The organism is Pseudomonas sp. BP8 (genome assembly GCF_017875955.1).
Taxonomy (GTDB): Bacteria; Pseudomonadota; Gammaproteobacteria; order Pseudomonadales; family Pseudomonadaceae; genus Aquipseudomonas.
This window is the reverse complement of sequence record NZ_JAGINK010000001.1, coordinates 804,515-828,512: the sequence shown is the minus strand read 5'-3', so window position 1 is coordinate 828,512 and position 23,998 is coordinate 804,515. Positions and strand designations below refer to the sequence as shown.

Below are 23,998 nucleotides of genomic sequence, written 5' to 3'. Positions count from 1 at the left end.
GGTCGAGTTAACGCTGACAACGCGGGCAGTACACGCTCGCACGCTGCCCCAGCTTGAGCTCGCGCAACGGCGTGCCACACACCTTGCACGGCATCCCGCCGCGCCCGTAGACAAACAGCTCCTGCTGGAAATACCCCGGCTGCCCATCGCCACCGATAAAGTCACGCAACGTCGTGCCGCCACGCTCGATGGCCGCTGCCAGTACTCGCTTGATCTCGATCGCCAGCCTCAAGTAGCGCGCGCGGGAAATCCCGCCCGCTTCACGGCGCGGGTCGATCCCGGCAGCGAACAACGCCTCGGTCGCGTAGATATTGCCCACCCCGACCACGATGGCGTTATCCATGATGAACGGCTTGACCGCCATCGTCCGGCCACGCGAAAGCTGGAACAGACGATCGCCGTCGAACAGGTCGGTCAACGGCTCCGGGCCCAGGCGCAAGAGCAGTTCGTGGTTGAGCGGGTCGAGCGACCAGAGCATGGCCCCAAAGCGCCGCGGATCGGTGTAGCGCAGCGCCATCCCCGACTCCAGTTCGATATCCACATGCTCGTGCCGAGAGGCCGGCAAGCCCTGCTCCACCAGCCGCAAGTTGCCCGACATCCCCAGGTGGCTGATCAACGTGCCCACCTCGGCATTGATCAGCAAGTATTTGGCCCGGCGCTGCACGGTGATGATGCGCTGCCCCGACAATCGCACATCGAGGTCTTCCGGAATCGGCCAGCGCAGGCGCCGCTCACGCACGATCACCCGGCTGACCCGCTGGCCCTCCAGATGAGGGGCGATGCCGCGGCGGGTGGTTTCGACTTCGGGTAATTCTGGCATTGGTCAGTGCCCGCCCAGTTCACGAATGGTCTGCTTGAGGTTTTCGAAGTCGTACTCCGAAAGGCCGATGTAGTCGAGTACCAGCGGGGCAATCGCGTTCCATTCATGGTCGACCGCCTGGCTGCCCAGCACCCGGTAGGACGCGCAAATGTGCTCGGCCATCTTCAGCACGGCCAGCAGATTCTTCAGCTGGGTCTGGGTATTGCGCGAGGATTCGTCGCGGAACACGGCCAGGGCGTTGTGGTGATTGGCAATGGCCCCGGTGAGGTGCTCGGGCAGGCGCCACGACTTCGCGGTGAAGTAGCCCACCACCGAATGGTTGGTGTTGTAAGCACGGTTTTCGGTGTCCACCACACGGGTCTGCTCGTCCGCCTTGGCGTAGGCCTCTTCGAGCACGTGCATGTAGTCGGGGAAGCGCTTGAGCATCAGCGGTACACCGCAATCATGGAACAGGCCCAGGGTATAGGCCTCGTCCGCAGCCTGCAGGCCGGTGCGCTTGGCCAGCGTCAGGCAGGTCATGGCGACGTCCTGCGCGGTGTCCCAGAAACGGTTCAAGGTAACGATGGTTTCATCGCTCATCTCGCCCTTGATCGACTGGGCGTTGATCAGGTTGATGATCGAGCGGCTGCCCAGCAGATTGACCGCGCGCTGGATCGAGCCGATCTTGTTGGAAAGGCCGAAGTGCGGCGAATTCACCAACTTAAGCAAGGCGCCAGACAAGCCTGGGTCCTGCGCTATCAGCTTGGCGATGGTTTCCAGATCCGGGTCGGGCATGTACTGCTCGAACTGCAGATCGACCATGATCTGCGGCTGCGGCGGAATGGTAATGCCTTGCAAGGCTTGTTGGATCTGTTCGGGGCTGAGTTCCTGGGACATGTGCACACGCTCGCTGATGACAGGCGATTCTACTCCTGTACCCCGCCAGCGTACCAAGCGCTGGATCAATCAGAAGGTGCTGAACGTACTACCGAAGGTGTCTGCGGCGGCCTTACGCTTTGTCGCGCGGCCACGCCGAAGCCACGACCAACGCGGTATACTCCCGCTCTTTTTTCCGGAGCGACGTCATGTCCCTGCCCAGCCTACGCCTCAAAGCCAATGCCGATCGCCGTCTGCGCGCCGGCCACCTGTGGGTCTACAGCAACGAGGTCGATGTCACCGCGACCCCGCTGCAAAGCCTGCAAGCCGGCCAGCAGGCGATCCTCGAGGCGGCCAACGGCAAACCTCTGGGCATCGTCGCACTGAGCCCGAACAACCTGATCTGCGCCCGCCTGCTGTCGCGCGACATCAAGCTGGCGCTGGACAAATCGCTGCTGGTGCACCGCCTCAACGTCGCCCTGTCGCTGCGTGAACGCCTGTTCGACAAGCCTTGCTACCGCTTGGTGTACGGTGATTCCGACCTGCTGCCGGGCCTGGTGGTCGACCGCTTCTTCGACATTCTCGTGGTCCAGTTGGCCTCGGCGACCATGGAGCAGCACAAGGACGAGGTGATCGCCGCCCTGGTCCAGGTGCTCAAGCCGAGCGGCATCCTGTTCAAGAACGACTCCGCCGCGCGCGATGCCGAAGGCCTGCAGCGCTATGTCGAGACGGTCTACGGCGAGGTCCCGGACTGGGTCGCGCTGGAAGAGAACGGCGTCAAGTTCGAAGCCCCTGTGCGTGAAGGGCAGAAGACCGGCTGGTTCTACGATCACCGCATGAACCGTGCGCGCCTGGCGCCGTACGTCAAGGGCAAACGCGTGCTCGACCTGTTCAGCTACATCGGGGGCTGGGGTGTGCAGGCCGGCGCGTTTGGCGCCAGTGAAGTGTTCTGCGTGGATGCTTCGAGCTTCGCCCTCGATGGCGTCGAGCGCAACGCTGCGCTGAACGGCATCAGCGAAAAAGTCACCTGCATCGAAGGTGACGTGTTCGAGGCGCTGCGCGAACTGAAGGCTGCCGAAGAGCGTTTCGACGTGATCATTGCCGACCCACCCGCCTTCATCAAGCGCAAGAAAGACCTGAAAAACGGCGAGGCCGCCTACCGCCGCCTCAACGAACAGGCCATGCGCATGCTCAACAAGGACGGCATCCTGGTCAGTGCATCGTGCTCGATGCACCTGCCCGAGGACGACCTGAACAGCATCCTGCTGACCAGCGCCCGCCATCTTGACCGCAACATGCAACTGCTGGAGCGCGGCGGCCAAGGCCCGGACCATCCGGTGCACCCGGCGATCCCGGAAACCCGCTACATCAAGAGCATCACCTGCCGGTTGCTGCCTAATAGCTGATTCATCCGAGTGATGAATGGGGGCTGCTGCGCAGCCCCCGCTCTCAAGTACAGATCAGATCTCCAGCACCTGCGAAGCGATCCCGAAGTAGATCAACACCCCCACCGCGTCCGCAATCGAAGTCACCAAAGGCCCACTAGCAGTAGCAGGATCAAGCTTGATGCGGCTCAGCATAAACGGCAGGCTCATGCCGATCAGGCTGCCAATCAACACGATCAACAACATGCTGCTGGCGACGATCAGGGCAATGTCGGTCCCGCCGCGCAACATCCCCAACGACGCCACCGCAATCGCCATGGTGCCACCCAGTGCCAAGGCCACCCCACACTCCTTGCCGAGCATGCGCAACCAGTCCCGCATGACCACATCCCCCGTGGCCAGGCCGCGTACCATCAGGGTTGCCGACTGCGCACCGGCGTTGCCACCACTGTCGACCAGCAAGGGCAGGAAAAACACCAGCGCAATGTGCGCGGCAATGGTGTCCTCGAAGGCGGCAATCCCCGCCCCGGAGAACAGATTGCCAAACACCAGCAGGACCAACCACAACACACGCTTGCGATAGAGCAGCCCGACTGTTGCATCACGCAGATTGCCGATATGGTTGGCGATCAAGGCGCCCTTGTGAAAGTCTTCGGTAGCCTCTTCGACCACCACGTCCAAAGCCTCGTCACAGGTGACGATACCGACCAGGCGCCCGGCCTCATCGAGCACTGGCACTGCCAGCAGGTCATGCTTGCGGATCAGCCGAGCGACCTCTTCCTGCAGGGTGCTGGTGCACACGCAGATGACCGTGTGCACCATCAACTGATCGATGGCCTGGTCAGGGGCCGCCAGGATCAATTCGCGTAACGAGACGGTACCGAGCAGGTTGCGCTGCTCATCGAGCACATAGGATTGATAGATGGTTTCGGCATCCGCCGCCTCACGGCGCAGCATGTCGATGGCCTGGGTAGCGCTCAAACCGCTGTCCAGGCTCGAGTATTCGCTGATCATCAATGCGCCGGCGGTGCCTTCGGCATAGCGCCCAGGCTGGAGCAGGCCGTCGCGTCGAGCTTGGGCAGCCCGCCGTTGGCGGGATTGTGCATCGATAAAATCGGGGGAGTAGTGCATGAGGTGTCTCCAGGCGCCCACCCAGGCGCCTACCGACCTCACCCTCTCAGGTACAAGCCTTCGGCAGCCCTGGCGACGGCGCGCTCAGTGCCAGAATGCGGTTCGCGATGAACTGAAAACTGGGAAGGTCCATTGAGGGTGTATCTCGGTAAGCCGCACATGCGGCGCGGGGATCATAGGCAGGCACGGTACTCCCGTCAGCAGGAAAAACCGCCCATCGGGACGTTTCGGAAGCGTCCTACGACACTTCGGCCATAGGCCGGCCTGTACCCACCCGGCACATCGTCATTCCTTCCAGGCGCCAGCGGTGTAGAATCGGCGTATTCATCGCCAGACATCCCCCGGCGGGTTTATGAGCTCTGGTCGAGCCTGCGGCGATCCCGCAGCGTGTTCGGCCTCATCCGTACCAGCGGCTATCGGCCTTCGGTGCAAAGGACAAGAGAAGCTCACTCCCCTATTAGTTTCTGACCTGATTCAGCCGCCAGGAGTGCTTCATGCCTGATTATCGTTCCAAGACTTCCACCCACGGCCGCAACATGGCCGGTGCCCGTGCCCTGTGGCGTGCCACTGGCATGAAGGATGACGACTTCAAGAAACCGATCATCGCCATCGCCAACTCGTTCACCCAGTTCGTCCCAGGGCATGTGCACCTGAAGGACCTGGGCCAACTGGTTGCCCGCGAGATCGAACGCGCCGGTGGCGTGGCCAAGGAATTCAACACCATCGCGGTCGACGATGGCATCGCCATGGGCCACGACGGCATGCTCTATTCGCTGCCGAGCCGCGAGATCATCGCTGACGCCGTCGAGTACATGGTCAACGCGCACTGCGCCGACGCCATCGTGTGCATCTCCAACTGCGACAAGATCACCCCTGGCATGCTGATGGCCGCCCTGCGCCTGAACATCCCGGTGATCTTCGTCTCCGGCGGCCCGATGGAAGCCGGCAAGACCAAACTGGCCAGCCACGGCCTGGACCTGGTCGACGCCATGGTCATCGCCGCCGACTCCAGCGCCAGCGACGAGAAGGTTGCCGAGTACGAGCGCAGCGCCTGCCCGACCTGCGGCTCCTGCTCCGGGATGTTCACCGCCAACTCGATGAACTGCCTGACCGAAGCCTTGGGCCTGGCCCTGCCGGGCAACGGTTCGACCCTGGCCACCCACTCCGACCGCGAGCAGTTGTTCCTCACCGCCGGGCGGACCATCGTCGAGCTGTGCAAGCGCTACTACGGCGACAACGATGAGTCGGTGCTGCCGCGCAGCATCGCCAACTTCAAGGCGTTCGAAAACGCCATGATGCTCGACATCGCCATGGGCGGTTCGACCAACACCATCCTGCACCTGCTGGCCGCGGCCCAGGAAGGCGAAGTCGCCTTCGACCTGCGTGACATCGATCGTCTGTCGCGCGTGGTGCCGCAGTTGTGCAAGGTTGCGCCGAACATCCAGAAGTACCACATGGAAGACGTCCACCGTGCCGGCGGCATCTTCAGCATCCTCGGCTCGCTGGCCCGCGGCGGCCTGCTGCACACCGACCTGCCGACCGTGCACAGCGCCAGCATGGAAGAAGCCATCGCCAAGTGGGACATCACCCAGACCGACGATGAAGCGGTGCACACCTTCTTCAAGGCCGGCCCTGCCGGCATCCCGACGCAGACGGCCTTCAGCCAGTCGACCCGCTGGGAAAGCCTTGATGACGACCGTGAAAACGGCTGTATCCGCAGCTTCGAGCACGCCTATTCGCAAGAAGGCGGCCTGGCTGTGCTGTACGGCAACATCGCCCTCGACGGCTGCGTGGTGAAGACTGCCGGTGTCGATGAGTCGATCCACGTGTTCGAAGGTAACGCGAAGATCTTCGAAAGCCAGGACAGCGCGGTGCGCGGCATTCTCGCCGACGAAGTCCAGGCCGGCGACATCGTCATCATCCGCTACGAAGGTCCGAAAGGCGGCCCGGGCATGCAAGAAATGCTCTACCCGACCTCGTACCTGAAGTCCAAGGGCCTCGGTAAAGCCTGCGCCCTGCTCACCGACGGTCGCTTCTCGGGCGGTACTTCTGGCCTGTCGATCGGCCATGCTTCGCCGGAAGCCGCTGCGGGCGGTGCCATTGGTCTGGTGCGTGATGGCGACAAGGTGCTGATCGACATCCCTAACCGCAGCATCAACCTGCTGGTCAGCGATGAAGAGCTGTCGCATCGGCGCATCGAGCAGGACAAGAAAGGTTGGAAGCCGGTCGAAGTGCGTCCGCGCAAGGTGACCACCGCGCTGAAGGCCTACGCCCTGCTGGCTACCAGTGCCGACAAGGGTGCGGTCCGCAACAAGGCGATGTTGGACGGCTTGTAGGAAGCGTCTGAAAAACACCAACCGGCGCCCCGTGCGCCGGTTTTTTTTGCCTGCGGCACTGGTGACACTCCTACACTGCCAGAAAAATAAAAGAGGCAGTGACCGCAATGACCCGGATCAGCCCACTCAACGCAACAACCCTGGCATGCCTAGGCCTGGTTTCGACACTGGCCTTGGCAGACAGCGTCATCGGCTTCAGCGGGGCAATCATCGAGCGCAGATGCGAGGCCGACTGGGACACTCGGGGTGCCCGTGTCGTGCTCCACGATTGCCCCGACGCCATGTCCTCCGGCAACCGCATGCCGCGGCTCGAAGCCGAAAATGTAGCCAACGGGCAATCGATCAGGATGGTTCGGACGCAAACCTCTGAGGGTTGGCAGTTCGCCTTGCTCGACCGGCAAGGCAGGGCGCTTGCCAGCGGGAATTATCGAGTAATCATGCACCTACCTTGATGGGTATATTCTGTTTAGATCTAAGCAAATTCCATCTAGGTATAAATAAGCCAGTTTTCAGACTGTTAGCATTTGAGTTCGAAATCGCACATAGAGGCGACGCTCACTCTTCAGTTTTCCGGAGCTTCAATGAACCTGCCGTTGTCACTCAATCTGCTGGCGTTCCTGGCCTTATTGCTGGGCCTGGTAAAAATTCCTCGTAGCGACTGGAGCCTGGCCAAGAAAGTCTTGCTTGGCCTCGGCCTGGGCGTGCTGTTCGGCATGGTCTTGCACACGATCTACGGCGCTGGTCATCCGGTGCTCAAGGCCACCATTGCCTGGCTCGACCTGGTCGGCAACGGGTACGTGGGCTTGCTGCAGATGATCATCATGCCGCTGATCTTCGCCTCGATCCTGAGCGCCGTGGCGCGCCTGCATAACGCCTCTTCGCTCGGTCGCATCAGTGTGCTGAGTATCGGCACGCTGCTGCTGACCACCGCCATCGCCGCGCTGATCGGCATCCTTCTGACCAACCTGTTCGGCCTCAGCGCTGAAGGCCTGGTGGCGGGCATTCCTGAAGCGGCGCGGCTGCAGGCTATCCAGACGGACTATGCCGGCAAGGTCGCCGACCTCAACATCCCTCAGTTGCTGCTGTCGTTCATCCCCAGCAACCCGGTGGGCGATTTGGCCCGGGCCAAGCCGACGTCGATCATCAGCGTGGTGATTTTCGCCGTGTTCGTCGGCCTGGCCGCGCTGCAACTGATCAAGGACGACCAGGACAAGGGCGCCCGTGCATTGTCGGCTATCGACACCTTGCAAGCCTGGGTCATGCGCCTGGTGCGTCTGGTCATGAAGCTCACTCCTTACGGAGTACTGGCCTTGATGGCCAAGGTGGTGGCCAGCTCGAACATTGACGACATCCTCAAGCTGGGCAGCTTCGTGGTGGTCTCGTACATCGGCCTGGGATTGATGTTTGTGGTCCATGGCCTGATCCTGGCGGCGACCGGCGTCAGCCCGCTGCGCTTCTTGCGCAAGGTCTGGCCGGTGTTGACCTTCGCCTTTACCAGCCGCTCCAGCGCCGCGAGTATCCCGCTGAACATCGAAGCGCAGACCCGTCGCCTGGGCGTGCCGGCGTCGATCGCCAGCTTCAGCGCTTCGTTTGGCGCGACCATCGGCCAGAACGGCTGCGCCGGTCTGTACCCTGCGATGCTGGCGGTGATGGTTGCCCCCGCTGTAGGCATCGATACCTTCGACCCGTTGTGGATTGCGACCTTGGTGGCGATTGTCACTCTGAGCTCGGCGGGTGTTGCCGGCGTGGGTGGCGGCGCCACGTTCGCCGCGCTGATCGTGCTGCCGGCGATGGGTTTGCCGGTTGAACTGGTGGCCTTGCTGATCTCGGTGGAACCGCTGATCGACATGGGGCGTACGGCGCTGAACGTGAATGGGTCGATGACGGCGGGCGTGGTGACCAGTCAGTTGCTCAAGCAGACCGACCAGGCTGTGCTGGCCGATGATCAGCATGCTGAACTGAGCCATACCTGAGATCCCGGGGCTGCTCCCCCAGCAGGCTTTCGATTAAAGGCCGGGCCTGCCACCGTGGTGTGTGGCACCGGCGCTGCCGGTTTCGCGGGGCAAGCCCGCTCCTACAGGATTTCGCTATATCAATGAGTTAGCGTCAGTTCTATTTGTGATGCGGCGAAAAAAAAACGTCGGCAATCCCACCGCATACCCTGTTGGGCTTGTCCCGCGAAGAGGCCAGGCCTGCCACCGTGGTGTATGGCACCGGCGCTGCCGGTTTCGCGGGGCAAGCCCGCTCCTATAGGATTTCGCTATATCAATGAGTTAGCGTCAGTTCTATTTGTGATGCGGCGAAAAAACAACGTCGGCAATCCCACCGCATACCCTGTTGGGCTTGTCCCGCGAAGAGGCCAGGCCTGCCACCGTGGTGTATGGCACCGGCGCTGCCGGCTTCGCGGGGCAAGCCCGCTCCTACAGGATTTCGCTATATCAATGAGTTAGCGTCAGTTCTATTAGCGATGCCGCGCAGAACAACGTCGGCAACCCCACCGCATACCCTGTAGGAGCGGGCTTGTCCCGCGAAGAGGACGGGCCTGCCACCGTGGTGTATGGCACCGGCGCTGCCGGTTTCGCGGGGCAAGCCCGCTCCTACAGGATTTCGCTATATCAATGAGTTAGCGTCAGTTCTGTTAGTTATGCGGCGAAGAACAACGTCGGCAACCCCACCGCATACCCTGTAGGAGCGGGCTTGTCCCGCGAAGGGCTGCGCAGCAGCCCCAACGGCCTCAGACCTTATCCCACACCTCAAAGTGATACGCCGGCTTGTCCCCCTCGCCCGGCTGCGGGTCAGAAGACGCCAACCGCCACTCCGCCTGATCAAACTCGGGGAACCACGCATCCCCCTGCGGCGACAGCTCGACCCGGGTCAGGTACATGCGACTGACCAAGCCCTGCTCCAACGCCAGTGCATACAACTGCGCGCCACCTATCAGCATCAGCTCGTCGACGCCCTGCTCCCGTGCCCACTGCTCGGCCCGGGCCAGCGCCTGCTCCAGCGAAGCGAACACCTCGGCGCCTTCCAGCTGCAACCCCGGCTGGCGGCTGACGACGATGTTCAAGCGCCCCGGCAGCGGCCGGCCGAGCGAATCCCAGGTCTTGCGACCCATGATGATCGGCTTGCCCAAGGTGGTGGCCTTGAAGTATTTGAAATCCCCCGGCAGGTGCCAGGGCATGGAATTGTCGATGCCGATCACGCGGTTCTCGGCGCAGGCCGCGATCAGGCTGAGGGGGAGTGATGTATTCATGTCGGCGAGGATAGCAAACCACGCCTGGGTTAAGCTTGTACCCTGACCTGTGCAATGGAAGACCTTGTGACTGCACCGACCGAACTGGACAAGCGCTGGCTCACCGAAGCGGTGCGCCTGCGTGAAGAACACGCCGGCCCCCTGGAGGACCAGGAAGCCAACCGCCGCGCCCGCCAACAAGGCGGCGACCTCGCGACACGCATCGAAACCCGCGCCCTGTGGCTGGCCGAGCGCGATGGCATCAGCGAGGCGCTGCGCCACTGGAAACAAGGCGCACGCCTGGCCCTGATCGGCTTGATACTGTTCGCCGTACTGAGCGGTGCGGGCCTCGGGCTGGCCGCATTAGGCGACGGACAACGGCCGGTCAACGTGTTCTGGGCGCTGGGCAGCCTGCTCGGGCTGAACCTGCTGATGCTGTTCGGCTGGGCCGCAGGCTTGATCACCGCCGGTGAACAAGGGGCTGTGCTGGGCCGGCTGTGGCTGTGGCTCAGCGAGCGCTTCGCCCGCGATGCCAAAGCCGCGCACCTGGCGCCAGCACTGCTCATCCTGCTCCAGCGCCAACGGCTCAACCGCTGGCTGCTGGGTGCTCTGGTCCATGGCTTGTGGCTACTGGCGATGATTGCCGCACTGGGCATGCTCCTGGCCCTGCTCGCCACGCGCCGCTACGGCTTCGTCTGGGAAACCACCCTACTCGCCGCCGAGCCGTTTATCCGCCTGACCCACGCCCTCGGCGCGTTGCCCGCATTGCTCGGCTTTGCCGTACCGGACGAGGCGATGATCCGCGCCAGCGGCGACACCCTGCCGGCCCTCGACTTGGCTCGCCAGGCCTGGGCCAGCTGGCTGCTCGGCGTGGTGCTGGTGTACGGCCTGCTACCGCGCTTGCTGCTGGCGCTGCTCTGCCTCTGGCGCTGGCGCCAGGGCCGCAAACGCCTGACGCTGGACCTGAGCCTGCCCGGCTATGCCCACTTGGGTGATGCGCTGATGCCACGCAGCGAACGGCTGGGCGTACAAGATGCCGCGCCCGAGGCACTGCCGCAGTTCGAGCCAGGGCAACAGGAGTCGGCCACCAGCGGTCCGCTGTTAGTGGGTCTGGAGCTGGACGATCAACGGCCCTGGCCACCCGCCCTGCCAAGCGCAGTGACCAACGCCGGTATCCTCGACAGCCGTCAGTCACGCCACAAGTTGCTCGAACAACTGAGCCGCTTCCCACCGGCGCGCCTGGCCATCGCCTGCGACCCCCGGCGCTCACCCGACCGCGGCAGCCTGGCGCTGCTTGCGGAGCTTGCGCGCAATGCCGGTGCCACACGCATCTGGCTGCTCCAGGCGCTCCCCGAGCAAGCCTTGGACCCGGCGCGCCTGGGCGACTGGCACGAGGCCCTCGACCGGCTCGGCTTGCCCCACGCCGAAATCTCCCCCCTGACCTGGCTGGAGCATGGCCATGACTGAGCCGCTGAAACTGGCCGTGGTCGGCCACACCAACGTCGGCAAGACCTCGCTGCTGCGTACCCTGACCCGCGACGTCGGCTTCGGCGAGGTCTCCCACCGCCCCAGCACCACACGGCATGTCGAAGGCGCGCGGCTGTCGGTGGACGGCGAGCCGCTGCTGGAGCTGTATGACACGCCTGGTCTGGAAGACGCCATCGCCCTGCTCGACTACCTCGAGCGTCTGGAACGACCTGGCGAGCGCCTCGATGGCCCGGCCCGGCTAGAGCGTTTTCTGCAGGGCAGCGAGGCCCGCCAGCGCTTCGAACAGGAGGCCAAGGTCCTCCGCCAGTTGCTGGCGAGCAACGCCGGGCTGTACGTGATCGATGCCCGTGAGCCGGTACTGGCCAAGTACCGCGATGAATTGGAGGTGCTGGCCAGTTGCGGCAAGCCGCTGCTGCCGGTGCTCAACTTCGTCGCCAGCAGCCAGCAGCGCGAGCCCGAATGGCGTGAAGCCCTTGCCCGGCTTGGCCTGCACGCACTGGTACGGTTCGACAGCGTGGCGCCGCCCGAGGACGGTGAACGGCGCCTGTACGAGAGCCTCGCCCTGCTCCTAGAGGATGCGCGTCCCGCGCTGCAGCGGCTGATCGATGACCAGTTGGCACAACGCGTGGCCCGTCAGCACAGTGCCAAACGCCTGATCGCCGAACTGCTGCTCGACTGCGCTGCCTGCAGGCGCAGCGTCGATGCCGAGCCTGCGGCCGAAGCCAAGGCCATCGAAACGCTGCGCGAGGATGTCCGCCAGCGCGAGCAGCGCTGCGTCGAAGCGCTGCTCAAGCTGTATGCCTTTCGCCGCGAAGACGCCGATGCCGGCGAGCTGCCGTTGCTCGATGGCCGCTGGGGGGATGACCTGTTCAACCCCGAGACCTTGAAACTGTTGGGCGTACGCCTGGGCAGCGGGGTTGCTGCCGGGGCTGCTGCCGGTGCTGGTGTCGACCTGCTGGTGGGCGGCCTGACCCTCGGCGCAGCGGCGCTCGCCGGGGCTATTGCCGGCGGTGCGCTGCAGGCCGCGCGTAACTACGGTTCGCGCTTGATGGGCAAGCTCAAGGGGCAGCGTGAGCTGACCGTGGCTGACAACGTACTGAGGTTGCTGGCACTGCGTCAGCAGCAGTTGGTGCAGGCGCTGGAGCGTCGTGGCCATGCGGCGCAAGACAGTATTCGCCTGGTGCCTGCGGACGAGAAGAGCTGGCGCGAAGGCAAGCTGCCCGAAGCGCTGGGCCGGGCGCGGGCGCATCCGCAGTGGTCGTCGCTCAACCCAGGCGCGCGGATCAACCAGGCCGAGCGCCAGGAGCAGCTGGAGTTGCTGGTCAGTCAGATCTGAGCGGGGCACACCGGCCTCCTCGCGGGGCAAGCCCGCTCAGGGTTAGCGTTTACGCCCCGCGCTCGACTACTGCTGAGCGACTTTCTCCGATTTGCCGTCATAACGCTTGCGCCATTCGGCGAGAATCTCGTCGCGATGCTGCGAGGCCCAGGCGAAGTCGTTCTTGATCAACCGCTGCTCATAATCCGCCGGTAACTCGGTCTGCGGCTTGGCAATCCCTGGCGCCGCCAACACGGCAAAGTTTTCCTTGTACAGCTCCATGGCCGCCGGGCTGGCCGAGAAATCTGCCAGACGCCGGGCCGCTTCAGCCTTGGGCGTGCCTTTGATCACCGCCGTGGCTTCGATCTCCCAGCCCAGCCCCTCCTTGGGCAGAATGATGTCAAGCGGCGCGCCCTGACGCTTGAGCTGCACCGCCGGATACTCGAAGGAAATACCAATCGGGAACTCACCGGAAGCCGCCAGCTTGCAAGGCTTGGAGCCAGAATGAACGTACTGGCCGATGTTCTGGTGCAGGCCATCCATGTAGGCCCAGCCCTGGGTCTCGCCGAAGGTCTGCAACCAGGCGCTGACATCGAGGAAGCCGGTGCCCGACGACGCCGGATTAGGCATGACGATCTTGCCTTTGTACTCGGGCTTGGTCAGGTCCTGCCAACTGACCGGCTTGCTCAGGCCCTGCTTCTCAGCCTCGACGGTGTTGAAGCAAAGGGTTGCCGCCCAGATGTCCATGCCGACCCAGGCTGGCGGGTTGGCGGCGTCGCGGTAGTTTTTGGAAATGCTCCCAAGGTCTTTCGGCGCGTAGGCCTCGAGCATCTGCTGCTGATCGAGAATGGCCAGGCTGGAAGCCGCCAGGCCCCACACCGCATCAGCCTGCGGGCGGTCTTTTTCGGCCAGCAGCTTGGCCGTGATGATGCCGGTGGAATCACGCACCCACTTGATCTCGATGTCTGGGTTGGCCTTTTCAAAGGCCTGCTTGTAGGTTTTCAACTGCTCGGCTTCCAGCGCGGTATAGACGGTCAGCTGGGTTCCGGCGGCCATGGCCTGCAGGCTGAATACGGCGGATACGGCAGCGGCAAGTGCAAAGGGCTTGAACATGATGCGGTTCCTTTCAGGGGTGGGCAGTCGGTCATTGACCAGGCGCGCGTTGGCGCCAGGCCTGGGAGCGGCGCAGCAGGCCGCGGGAAGCCGCAGCCAAGAGCAGGGATGCGCCCGCACTGGTCAGCAGAATCAAGGTCGACATCGCGGCAGCACCACCGACGTTGCCGGCGTCATCCATGTTCAGCACAGCGACGGCAGCCAGAATGGTGTCGGGGCTATAGAGGAAGATCGCCGCCGATACCGTGGTCATCGCCGAGACGAACAGGTAGCGGATGATGTCAAGCAGAGCCGGCAGGCAGATGGGCACGGTCACCCGCAGAAAATGCCGGTACAGCGGGGCCTTGAGCGACAGCGCAGCCGCTTCGAACTCGCCGTCGAGCTGGCGCAGGGCCGTGGTGGCAGTCATCTGTGCGGTGGTCAGGTAATGCGCGAGGGTGCAGATCACCAGCAGCGCCATGCTGCCGTAGAGCACGTGCAACGGGTTACCACTGAGATTGAAGAAGAACACATAGCCCAACCCCAGGACCAAGCCCGGCACCGCCATGGGGATGAAGCTGAGCAGGCGCAACGCCTGGTTGAGCAGGCGCTGGCCCTGGGTCTTCTCCATCAGGTAGGCACCGGCGAAGATCACCACGCTGCCGATCAACGCCGTGCAGATCGCCATGGTCACGCTGTTGCGGTAAGCCAGCCAGCCGCCACCGGCGGTGTCCTCGAAGCGGTAGTGGTTGAGCGACAGCGACAGGTTGTACGGCCAGAACTTGACCAGCGACGAGTACACCGCCATGCCGATGACCGCCAACAGCACCGTGCAGACCAGCAGCACGATCGCCAGGAACACGCCATCACGCAGCCGTGCCGGCTTGGGCTCGAACACCTGCGCCCGGCCGCTCAGGGCCTCGCCCTGACGCCGGCGCAGCCAGGCATCGACAGCGAAGCTGAGTAGCGCCGGGACCAGCAAGACCATCCCGATCAACGCGCCCCGGCCAAACTGCTGCTGGCCAACTACTGCCTTGTAGGCTTCCAGCGCCAGTACCTGATAATCACCACCGACCACCACGGGTACGCCAAAGTCGGTGATGGTCAGGGTGAACACCAGGCAAAACGCGGCGAACACCGCCTGGCGAGTGGCTGGCCAGGTGATGCTGAAAAACGCCCGTACAGGCCCGGCGCCCATGCTTGAAGCCGCATCGAACAGGCGCGCATCAGCCAGCGACAGGGCCGAGAGCAGGATCATCAACGCGTGCGGGAAGGTGTAGATGGCTTCGCCGAGGACAATGCCCCAGAAGCCGTAGATATTGTCGCTGAGCAGCCCGCGCAGCAGGCCCTGGTTGCCGAACAGGTAGACCAAGGCGATGGCCGGCAACATCGACGGCGCCAGCAGCGGCAGCAGCGAGATCCCGCGCCACAGGCCCTTGGCCGGGATCAGGGTGCGCTGCAGGGCGTAGGCGAACAGGTACGCCAGCGGGATGACCAGGGCGGCAACGGTAAACGCCACCGCCAAACTGTTGCCGAGCAGCCAGTGAAAATTGGCGCTGGCGAACAGCTCACGCGCGGCAACCCATCCACCGCCTTGGCCGGCCTCGCCACTGAAACCGCGCCAGAATATGGCCAGCAGCGGCATCAGCACAGCGATTATCAGCAATACCAGCAGCAGGCTCTTGCCGCCGACCACGAACAGACGATCACCGAGCGCGACGCCATTGCGCTGCGCTGCCTTGGCCTGGGTGAGCGGCAGGGACATTGACCCGGCCATCTCAGGCAAACACCTGCAGGCTCTGCGGCGGCAAGGCCACCCAGATGTCCTGCGAACCCAGCCGCGGTATGGCCTCCGGGGCCAACTCGGCCAACAGCGTGTGCCCTGGCAGGGTGTTCAGCTCAAAGCTCATCCGGCAGCGGTTGCCGAGAAAGGTGATCTCGCGGACTTGAGCCGGGAACAGATTCTCTTCGTGCACCAACGGATTGACGGTAATCGCTTCAGGGCGGCAGAACAGCCGTCCGCTGCTGGCCCGAGCGGCGTCCGGCAGCAAGCGCATGTTCATCCCGCCGACCTGGGCGTGGCTGGCGCTGCTGCGCTGGAACGGTAGCCAGTTGCCCTGGCCGACGAACTCGGCAACGAACGGCGTGGCCGGATGGTCGTAGATGGCCTGGGGCGTGGCGTATTGCTCGACCTGGCCGTTGTTCATCACCGCGATACGGTCGGCCATCAGCATGGCCTCGTCCTGATTGTGGGTGACCATCAGGGTGGTGATACCGAGCTGGCGCTGCAATTGGCGCAGCTCGCTGCACAAGTGCTCGCGAACACGGGCATCCAGGGCCGACATCGGCTCGTCGAGGAGCAACAGCGAAGGCGACGGCGCCAGGGCGCGGGCCAGGGCCACGCGCTGTTGCTGGCCGCCGGACAGCTGGCCGGGGTACTTCTTCTCGCTGCCCAGCAGGCCGACCAGCTCGAGCATTTCAGCGACCCGCTGACGGCTCTGGTCGCGATTGCTGGCGTTCAGCCCGTAGGCGATGTTGGCTTCGACGGTGAGGTTGGGGAACAGCGCATAGGACTGGAACAGGATGCCGTAGTCACGGGCCTGGGGCGGTAGCGTGGAGATGTCGCGCTCACCGATGTACAACTCGCCGCGGTCCTGGCGCTCCAGGCCGGCAATACAGCGCAGCAGGGTGGTCTTGCCGCAACCTGAAGGGCCCAGCAGGCAGACCAGCTCGCCTGCGGCGATATCAAGGGAGACGTCGTTGAGCGCGGTGAAGGCGCCGAAGCGCTTGTGGATACCGCGCACTTTCATCTGTGCGCCTGGGGATGCGATGGCGTGGGTCATGACAGGGCCTCGTCGAAGAGATGGAGGCCATGCTAGGTAGGCAATGCGAATGTTCTGTGGCGTTGGAGCAAAAGCTGCCGATAGGGGTATAGGTGGATTTTGGTGTGGCCGGGCCGGCCTCTTCGCGGGGCAAGCCCGCTCCTACAGGTACTGGGTACAGCGCCGACCCCGTGAAGAGGCCGGCACTGACAGCCCCTCAGAACTGCGAACCCGTGACCTCCTGCGCCACCCCGAGAAACGCCGCCGGCAAGCGCGCCTGGCGGCGCTCTTTGAGGCAGTACAGGTACTCGTGCATGACCGGTGCATCGTCGAGCACCAACACCTTCAGTTCCGAGTTATGCGGCACTTCATGGCGGGCAATGATGCTCACGCCGATATTGCGCAACACCGCTTCACGGATCGACTCACGGCTGCCAATCTCCAGCAATGTGCCCACCTTGACCCCCGCAGCGGCCAGCATCTGTTCGGTCAGCGTGCGCGTGGTCGAACCCTGCTCGCGCATCAGCAGGCAATGGCCCGCCAACGCCTCGATAGACACCGCCTGGCGTTGTGCCAACGGATGACTGCGGTGCACCGCCAGCACCAGCGGGTCAGCCCCCAGCACACGCCGAATCAACCGGGCGTCTTCGACCAGTTGCGACGACGCGGCGAGGTCCACCCGATAATCCTCGAGCATCTCCAGCACCTGCTGCGAGTTGCCGATCTCCACCGCCACCTCGACCTGCGGCAGGCGTTCGCGAAACACCTTGACCAGGTCGAGGATGTAATACGGCGCGGTAGCGGCAATGCGCAGGCTGCCCTGGGCCTGGCCACTGTTGCGCAGCTCGAACTCGATGTCCGCTTCCTGCTGCAGCAGCGCCTTGACCATCGGCAGCAGGCGCGCGCCCTCTTCGCTGAGCACCAGACGGCGACCGCCGCGGTAGAACAGCTCCACCGCATACTGGCTCTCCAGGTTGCGGATCTGCGTGGTCACCGTCGGCTGGCTGAGGCCGAGCTTCTTCGCCGCCAGGGTAATGCTGCCCAGGCGGGCCACCATGTAGAATGCTTTGAGCTCGGAACTCAGCATGTACATCCCTTACTTGCGCAACAGGCGCAGACCGTTGAAGACCACCAGCAGGCTCACGCCCATGTCAGCGAACACCGCCATCCACAGGGTGGCCATGCCGGCAAAGGTGATCGCCAGGAAGATCGCCTTGATCCCCAGGGCCAGAACGATGTTCTGGATAAGGATCGCCGCACTTCGCCGCGACAGCCTGACGAAGGCGGGAATTTTGCGCAAGTCGTCGTCCATCAGCGCCACGTCGGCGGTTTCGATGGCGGTATCGGTACCCGCCGCGGCCATGGCGAAGCCGATTTCGGCGCGGGCCAGGGCCGGCGCGTCGTTGATACCGTCGCCGACCATGCCGACCCGGTGGCCCTCGGCATAAAGCGCCTCGATGGTCTTCAGCTTGTCGCTCGGCAGCAGGTTGCCCTCGGCCCGGTCGATGCCGACCTGGGCGGCGATGGCCTGGGCCGTATGCGGATTGTCGCCGGTCAGCATGACCGTCTTGATGCCCAGCTCATGCAACTCGGCGATGGCCTGGCGGCTGCTGTCCTTGACCGTGTCGGCCACGGCGAACAGGGCCAGCGGGCCGCTGCGGTCGAGCAGCAGGACCACGGTCTTGCCTTGGCGCTCGAGGGCATCCAGCTGCGCCTCGAGCTGGGCTGAGCACACGCCCAGCTCTTCGACCAGGCGGTGGTTGCCCAAGTGATAAGGGGTTCCGTCGATCTCCCCACGTACACCGCGCCCGGCCAAGGCGGCGAACTCGCTGACCTCGCTCAAGACCACGCCTTGGCCCTTGGCGAACTGGGCAATGGCGCGAGATACCGGGTGATCCGAGCGCTCGCCCAAGCTGGCGGCCAGCGCTTGCGCACGGCCCTCGACGCGCGGATCCAGGACGACAAAATCGGTCTGCACCGGCTTGCCGTGGGTAATCGTGCCGGTCTTGTCCAAGGCCAGGAAGTCGAGTTTGCGCCCCCCCTCCAAATACACACCGCCCTTGATCAGGATGCCTTTGCGCGCCGCAGCGGCCAGGCCGCTGACGATGGTCACCGGGGTGGAGATCACCAGCGCACACGGGCACGCCACCACCAGCAGGACCAAGGCGCGGTAGATCCAGTCGAACCAGGCGCCGGCCATGAACAGCGGTGGCAGGACGGCCACCGCCAGGGCCAGGGCAAACACCACCGGGGTGTAGATGCGCGAGAAGCGATCGACAAAGCGCTGGGTCGGCGCACGGGCGCCCTGAGCCTCTTCCACCGCCTTGATGATCCGCGCCAGGGTCGACTGCCCGGCTAACGCGCTGACCCGGTACTCGAGCGCGCCTTCCTGGTTGATCGTGCCGGCAAACAACTTGTCGCCCAGCGCCTTCTCGACCGGCAGGCTTTCGCCGGTGATCGGCGCCTGATCGACGCTTGATTGACCACTCAACACTTCGCCATCCAGGCCGATACGTTCCCCCGGGCGTACCCGGACCACGGCGCCTATCCCGACATCGCGCACCTCCAGCTCGCGCCATTGGCCATCCGCCTGCTGCACCGTGGCCATGTCCGGACTCAGTTGCATCAGGCTACCGATGGCATTGCGTGCTCGGTCCAGCGAGCGCGCCTCGATCAATTCGGCAACGGTGAACAGCACCATGACCATGGCCGCTTCCGGCCACTGGCCGATCAGTACCGCGCCGGTCACGGCGATGCTCATCAGGGCATTGATGTTGAGGTTGCGGTTTTTCAGGGCGATCCAGCCCTTCTTGTACGTGCCAAGGCCGCAGCCGAGGATCGCCGCCAAGGCCAGCGCGGCGACCAGCCACTCAGGCGCCACGCCGCTGAAATGCAGCACTTCGGCGGCAATTGCGGCTACCCCGGACAGCGCCAATGGCCACCAGCGGGTCTTGACCACGGGCGCCGCAGTGCCGGCATCTTCCTCGCCGAGCGGCTCCGCGTGCATGCCCAGGCTGGCGATGGCCCGCTCGATCTCAGCCGTGCCCAGCAGGGTGTGGCGCACGCCGAGCACCCGGTTGATCAGGTTGAACTCCAGTTGCTCGATACCGGCCATCTTGCCCAGCTTGTCCTGGATCAGGGTCTGCTCGGTGGGACAGTCCATGGCCTGGATGCGGAAACGGCTGAGCTGCGCATCGCTACTCGCGGTTTCGCTCAGCTGGACCAGCGACGGCCCGGCACTGGCGCCACAGCAGCTATGGGCGTGGGCATCGTGGCTATGACCTTGGGCTGCAGGGTCATGAGCATGGAGATGATCGTGGCGCTTTTCGGGGCTGACAGGCTGGTACATGGATTCGTCCTTAAAGGGAGCCTGTTGCCAAGTGAACACCCTGTAGCCACTATAGGGTCAAGCCACCTGCAGGAGATTCGTCATGAAGATCGGAGAATTGGCCAAGGCCACCGACTGCGCTGTCGAGACCGTGCGCTATTACGAGCGTGAGCAACTGTTGCCGGAGCCTGCGCGCAGCGAGGGCAATTACCGGCTCTATACCCAGGCTCACGTCGAACGCCTGACCTTTATCCGCAACTGCCGCACCCTGGACATGACCCTGGACGAGATCCGCAGCCTGCTGCGCCTGCGCGACAGCCCCGAGGGGCAATGTGGCAGCGTCAATGCGTTGATCGATGAGCATATCGAGCACGTGCAGGCACGTATCGATGGCTTGATGGCGTTGCAGGCGCAGTTGCTGGAATTGCGCCAGCGCTGCACCGCGCCGGGGGCAGAGTGCGCAATCTTGCAGCAATTGGAGGTGAATGGGGCGGTATCGGTGCCGGAGACCGAGCATTCCCATGTGGGGCGCAGTCACGGGCACTGACCCGTGTAGGAGCGGGCTTGCCCCGCGAACACCGGCGAAGCCGGTGCCAGCTATCCGCGTTGACGGTGCCGGCCTCTTCGCGGGGCAAGCCCGCTACAGGCTCACGATTGCTCAGACCGCCATCGGCGCCGTCATTGGCGCATGGTGCTCATACCCTTCCAGGCTGAAGTCGCTCGGTTCGATCTTCTCCAGCCATTCAGGCTCGTACTTTCCAGTCTTGGCGAAGTCCGGCACACGGTCACTGATCACCAGCTTGGGCGCTTCCAGCGGCTCGCGCTTGAGCTGCTCATTGAGCATGTCCAGGTGGTTTTCGTACACATGGGCATCACCGATGAAGTAGGTGAACCAGCGCGGCGTGTAGCCGGTCAGGCGGCCGAACAGCGACAGCAGCGCAGCACCTTCGGTGAGGTTGAACGGTGTACCCAGGCCCAGGTCATTGGAGCGGATGTAAAGGGTCAGGGAAATTTCCCTGGTCTCGACATTCGGGTGGAACTGGTACAGCAAGTGGCACGGCGGCAGGGCCATTTCGTCAAGCTGGGCGCAGTTCCAGCCGTGGAACAGAATGCGGCGGCTGCCCGGGTCGTTGGCGATGGTGTCCAGGCATTGGCGCACCTGATCGATCGCCTTGTAGAGAATGACGAACGCCTGGCCGTCTTCCTCGTCCTGGGCGATCTTACGGAAGCCCTGCTGCTCGGCCATCTCGATGGCCGCCGGATTGCTCAGCGGTACACGCTTGTAGCCCGGCCACTGGCGCCATTGCACGCCGTAGATTTCACCGAGGTCGTCATGCCCCTGGCGGAACGGGTTGGCCAGCCACTGGGCGTTCTCGTTGGCGTTCTGGTCCCAGACCTTGCAGCCCAGCTCACGGAATTCACCGGCGTTCTTCACTCCACGCAGGAAGCCGACCATCTCGCCGATCGCCGACTTGAACGCCAGCCTGCGGGTGGTGATGGCGGGAAAGCCCTTCTGCAGGTCGAAGCGCAGCATGGCGCCGGGCAGGCTGATGGTGCGGATACCGGTGCGGTTGCCCTGCAGGGTGCCGTTTTCGATAACGTCGCGGACCAGATCTAGATACTGTTTCATGGCTTACCTGTAACAAGAACGGCAGGGGGATCACCCCTGCCGTGGAAATCAGACGGCGGCCTTGGCCGTGGGTTTGCGGTTGTAGGCCCACCAGATCAGGCCGAGGCCGGCGAGGATCATCGGCACGCACAGCAACTGCCCCATGGTCAGCCAGCCGAAGGCAATATAGCCAAGCTGGGCGTCGGGCACTCGCACGAATTCGACGATGAAGCGGAAAATTCCGTAGAACAGCGCGAACATGCCGGAGACGGCCATGGTAGGCCGCGGCTTGCGCGAATACAGCCAGAGAATCAGGAATAGTGCCACACCTTCCAGCGCGAACTGGTACAGCTGCGACGGGTGGCGCGGCAGTTGCGCCGGGTCGCTGAACGGTGGGAAGACCATCGCCCACGGCACGTCGGTGGCCTTGCCCCACAGCTCGGCATTGATGAAGTTGCCGATGCGCCCGGCACCCAGGCCGATCGGCACCATCGGCGCAACGAAGTCCATCAGCTCGAAGAACGACTTGTTGTTGCGTTTGCCGAACCACAGCGCTGCCAGCATCACGCCGATGAAGCCACCATGGAACGACATGCCACCCTTCCACACTTCGAAGATCAGCGTCGGATTGGCCAGGTAGGCTTGCAGATCGTAGAACAGCACATAGCCCAGGCGCCCACCGACAATTACGCCCATGGATAGCCAGAACACCAGGTCGGAGAGCTTTTCACGGTTCCAGGTCGGGTCGAAGCGGTTCAGCCGGCGCGAGGCCAGCAGCCAGGCACCGCCGATGCCGATCAGGTACATCAGCCCGTACCAGTGAATTTTCAGCGGCCCGAGGGCTATGGCCACGGGGTCGATCTGCGGGTAAGGCAGCATTAGGGTTCCTCTCGATTCAAATCAGGAAGCTGAGGCCGACGCAGAACAGCAGCGCGGCAAACAGACGCTTGAGCAGGCGCGGCGACAGCCGGTGCGCCAACCGCGCGCCATAGCGGGCAAAGAACATGCTGGTCACGGCGATGCCCAGCAACGCCGGCAAATAGACGAAACCGAGGCTGTGCGCCGGCAGGTGCGTTTCGTGCCAGCCCAGCAGCATGAAACTCAAGGCACTGGCCAGGGCAATCGGCAGGCCACAGGCCGACGACGTTGCCACCGCCTGCTGCATGGGCAGGCTGCGCCAGGTCAGGAACGGCACGGTCAGCGAGCCGCCGCCGATGCCGAAAATCGCCGACGCCCAGCCAATCACCACGCCAGCGCCGGTCAGCACCGGTTTGCCGGGCACGCCACGGCTGGCCTTGGGTTTCAGCTCGAGGGCCATCTGCGCCGCGATCACCAGGGCGAACACGCCAATGATCTTCTGCAGCATCGGGCCTTGGATCAGCGAGGCGGTCTTGGCACCGATGCCGGCGCCGATGAGAATGCCCAGCGTCATCCAGGCAAAGATCGGCCACTGCACGGCGCCTTTGCGATGGTGCTCACGCACGGCATTGATCGAGGTGAAGACGATGGTCGCCAGCGAGGTGCCCACCGCCAGGTGGGTAAGTACGCCGGGGTCGAAGCCTTGCAAGGTAAAGCTGAACACCAGCACCGGCACGATGATGATGCCGCCGCCCACGCCGAACAGCCCGGCCAGTACGCCGGCGCAGGCTCCCAACAGCAGGTAGAGTACGAACTCCATTCGTCGACCCCTAGCAATTCAATCCGGCATGGTAACGGAAGCCGGGGTCGCGGCTCTAGTGAACTCTGCGACAGGCAGCGGTGAACGCTGTGACAGGATGGATCTGACGCCGCCCAGTGGCTAGAGTGAGGCAAACCACAGAGGCCAACCTATGTGTCTGATCGTATTTGCCTGGCGGCCGGGGCACGCCCTGCCGCTGATCGTCGCGGCCAACCGTGACGAGTTCTACGCCCGGCCGACCCAGGCGCTCGCGGCCTGGGAAGACGCGCCCGGTGTCTATGCGGGGCGCGACCTGGAAGCGGGCGGTACCTGGCTGGGTATCGGGCCTGGTGGGCGCTTCGCGGCATTGACCAATATTCGTGATCCGGGGCAGGCACCGGGGCCGCGTTCACGGGGCGAACTGGTGGCGGCCTATTTGCGTGGCGAGCTTGCGGTTGAGCAGTACCTGGACCAGGTCGCCAGCCGCAGCGCGCGATATTCCGGGTTCAACCTGCTGGTGGGCGATGCCGAGCAGTTGGGCTTTGTGCATGCCCGTGAGGCGACGCCGCGGCTGCTTGAGGCAGGTGTTTACGGGCTGTCCAACGCAGGGCTGGATACGCCTTGGCCGAAGCTGGTAAAGACCCGTACAGGGTTGGAGCAACTGCTTGATGAGGCGGATCCGCAGCGCTTGCTGACGCTGCTCGCTGACGGCCAGCCGGCGGCGGACGCGGATCTGCCGCAAACCGGGGTTGGCCTGGCGACGGAGCGGTTGTTGTCCAGTGCGTTCATTGCCAGCCAGAACTATGGGACGCGGGCGAGTACAGTGCTGATTGTCGATGCCCAAGGGCGGCGGCGGATGGTCGAGCGCAGCTTTGGGCCGTTTGGTGGGCATCTTGGGGAAATTGAGGTGCAGGATTGAGATTGCTGG

General features: G+C 63.9%; 20 protein-coding genes. 8 read left to right on the top strand and 12 right to left on the bottom strand.

Annotated features, from left to right (window positions below):
- Nucleotides 1-7: 7 nt before the first annotated feature.
- Complete coding sequence (gene mutM / locus J3B00_RS03665; RefSeq protein WP_209863945.1) at nt 8-820, bottom strand: bifunctional DNA-formamidopyrimidine glycosylase/DNA-(apurinic or apyrimidinic site) lyase; 813 nt, start codon at nt 818-820, stop codon at nt 8-10.
- Nucleotides 821-823: 3 nt separating this feature from the next.
- The gene (locus tag J3B00_RS03660) at nt 824-1,642 is read right to left on the bottom strand and encodes an HDOD domain-containing protein (RefSeq protein ID WP_209874564.1); all 819 of its coding nucleotides are present in this window, start codon (nt 1,640-1,642) and stop codon (nt 824-826) included.
- A 242-nt stretch (nt 1,643-1,884) separates the two neighbouring features.
- On the opposite strand from J3B00_RS03660, the gene J3B00_RS03655 reads away from it, so the two are divergent.
- On the top strand, nt 1,885-3,081 hold the full coding sequence (locus tag J3B00_RS03655) for a class I SAM-dependent rRNA methyltransferase (RefSeq protein ID WP_209863942.1): 1,197 nt from the start codon (nt 1,885-1,887) through the stop codon (nt 3,079-3,081).
- A gap of 54 nt (nt 3,082-3,135) precedes the next feature.
- Here the strand turns inward: J3B00_RS03655 and mgtE are convergent, their stop codons facing one another.
- Complete coding sequence (mgtE, locus tag J3B00_RS03650; RefSeq protein WP_209863939.1) at nt 3,136-4,191, bottom strand: magnesium transporter; 1,056 nt, start codon at nt 4,189-4,191, stop codon at nt 3,136-3,138.
- A 494-nt stretch (nt 4,192-4,685) separates the two neighbouring features.
- Here mgtE and ilvD point away from each other — a divergent pair, with 494 nt between their 5' ends.
- The 3 genes from ilvD (at nt 4,686) to J3B00_RS03635 (ending at nt 8,500) form a co-directional block, all read left to right on the top strand.
- The gene (ilvD, locus tag J3B00_RS03645; RefSeq protein WP_209863936.1) at nt 4,686-6,527 is read left to right on the top strand and encodes a dihydroxy-acid dehydratase; all 1,842 of its coding nucleotides are present in this window, start codon (nt 4,686-4,688) and stop codon (nt 6,525-6,527) included.
- Nucleotides 6,528-6,634: 107 nt separating this feature from the next.
- Nucleotides 6,635-6,979: a hypothetical protein gene (locus J3B00_RS03640; RefSeq protein WP_209863933.1), complete on the top strand. Its 345-nt coding sequence runs from the start codon at nt 6,635-6,637 to the stop codon at nt 6,977-6,979.
- Nucleotides 6,980-7,108: 129 nt separating this feature from the next.
- Nucleotides 7,109-8,500, top strand: a complete 1,392-nt coding sequence (locus J3B00_RS03635; RefSeq protein ID WP_209863931.1) for an L-cystine transporter — start codon at nt 7,109-7,111, stop codon at nt 8,498-8,500.
- Between the two features lie 761 nt (nt 8,501-9,261).
- Here J3B00_RS03635 and J3B00_RS03630 read toward each other — a convergent pair.
- Entirely contained in the window at nt 9,262-9,780 is a 519-nt protein-coding gene (locus J3B00_RS03630) for a dihydrofolate reductase (RefSeq protein WP_209863928.1), read from the bottom strand.
- Nucleotides 9,781-9,834: 54 nt separating this feature from the next.
- Between J3B00_RS03630 and J3B00_RS03625 the strand changes: the two genes are divergently transcribed.
- Together J3B00_RS03625 and J3B00_RS03620 are read left to right on the top strand one after the other, a co-directional pair.
- The gene (locus J3B00_RS03625) at nt 9,835-11,226 is read left to right on the top strand and encodes a DUF2868 domain-containing protein (RefSeq protein ID WP_209863925.1); all 1,392 of its coding nucleotides are present in this window, start codon (nt 9,835-9,837) and stop codon (nt 11,224-11,226) included.
- The gene (locus J3B00_RS03620) at nt 11,219-12,583 is read left to right on the top strand and encodes a GTPase/DUF3482 domain-containing protein (protein ID WP_209863922.1); all 1,365 of its coding nucleotides are present in this window, start codon (nt 11,219-11,221) and stop codon (nt 12,581-12,583) included. The genes J3B00_RS03625 and J3B00_RS03620 overlap by 8 nt, the downstream gene beginning before the upstream one ends.
- Before the next feature lie 66 nt (nt 12,584-12,649).
- Here J3B00_RS03620 and J3B00_RS03615 read toward each other — a convergent pair whose 3' ends face one another.
- From J3B00_RS03615 to J3B00_RS03595, 5 genes are all read right to left on the bottom strand, one after another.
- Complete coding sequence (locus tag J3B00_RS03615; protein WP_209863919.1) at nt 12,650-13,675, bottom strand: putative 2-aminoethylphosphonate ABC transporter substrate-binding protein; 1,026 nt, start codon at nt 13,673-13,675, stop codon at nt 12,650-12,652.
- A gap of 31 nt (nt 13,676-13,706) precedes the next feature.
- Complete coding sequence (locus J3B00_RS03610; protein WP_209863916.1) at nt 13,707-15,431, bottom strand: putative 2-aminoethylphosphonate ABC transporter permease subunit; 1,725 nt, start codon at nt 15,429-15,431, stop codon at nt 13,707-13,709.
- Between the two features lies 1 nt (nt 15,432).
- The gene (locus J3B00_RS03605; protein ID WP_209863913.1) at nt 15,433-16,497 is read right to left on the bottom strand and encodes a putative 2-aminoethylphosphonate ABC transporter ATP-binding protein; all 1,065 of its coding nucleotides are present in this window, start codon (nt 16,495-16,497) and stop codon (nt 15,433-15,435) included.
- Nucleotides 16,498-16,693: 196 nt separating this feature from the next.
- A complete protein-coding gene (locus J3B00_RS03600; protein ID WP_209863909.1) occupies nt 16,694-17,563 on the bottom strand; it encodes a LysR family transcriptional regulator in 870 nt (289 codons plus the stop codon).
- Nucleotides 17,564-17,572: 9 nt separating this feature from the next.
- Nucleotides 17,573-19,825: a heavy metal translocating P-type ATPase gene (locus tag J3B00_RS03595; protein ID WP_209863906.1), complete on the bottom strand. Its 2,253-nt coding sequence runs from the start codon at nt 19,823-19,825 to the stop codon at nt 17,573-17,575.
- Between the two features lie 82 nt (nt 19,826-19,907).
- Here J3B00_RS03595 and cadR point away from each other — a divergent pair, with 82 nt between their 5' ends.
- Nucleotides 19,908-20,351, top strand: coding sequence for a Cd(II)/Pb(II)-responsive transcriptional regulator (gene cadR, locus J3B00_RS03590; RefSeq protein WP_209863903.1), 444 nt, complete (start codon nt 19,908-19,910; stop codon nt 20,349-20,351).
- Between the two features lie 111 nt (nt 20,352-20,462).
- Here cadR and J3B00_RS03585 read toward each other — a convergent pair whose 3' ends face one another.
- The 3 genes from J3B00_RS03585 to J3B00_RS03575 are packed head-to-tail and all read right to left on the bottom strand — an operon-like array spanning nt 20,463 to nt 23,091.
- Nucleotides 20,463-21,434: a thymidylate synthase gene (locus J3B00_RS03585; protein WP_209863886.1), complete on the bottom strand. Its 972-nt coding sequence runs from the start codon at nt 21,432-21,434 to the stop codon at nt 20,463-20,465.
- Between the two features lie 48 nt (nt 21,435-21,482).
- Entirely contained in the window at nt 21,483-22,292 is an 810-nt protein-coding gene (gene lgt / locus J3B00_RS03580) for a prolipoprotein diacylglyceryl transferase (RefSeq protein ID WP_209863883.1), read from the bottom strand.
- A 16-nt stretch (nt 22,293-22,308) separates the two neighbouring features.
- The gene (locus J3B00_RS03575; RefSeq protein ID WP_209863880.1) at nt 22,309-23,091 is read right to left on the bottom strand and encodes a sulfite exporter TauE/SafE family protein; all 783 of its coding nucleotides are present in this window, start codon (nt 23,089-23,091) and stop codon (nt 22,309-22,311) included.
- 151 nt (nt 23,092-23,242) lie between these two features.
- On the opposite strand from J3B00_RS03575, the gene J3B00_RS03570 reads away from it, so the two are divergent.
- Entirely contained in the window at nt 23,243-23,989 is a 747-nt protein-coding gene (locus J3B00_RS03570; RefSeq protein WP_209863876.1) for an NRDE family protein, read from the top strand.
- The last annotated feature ends 9 nt before the right edge of the window (nt 23,990-23,998 follow it).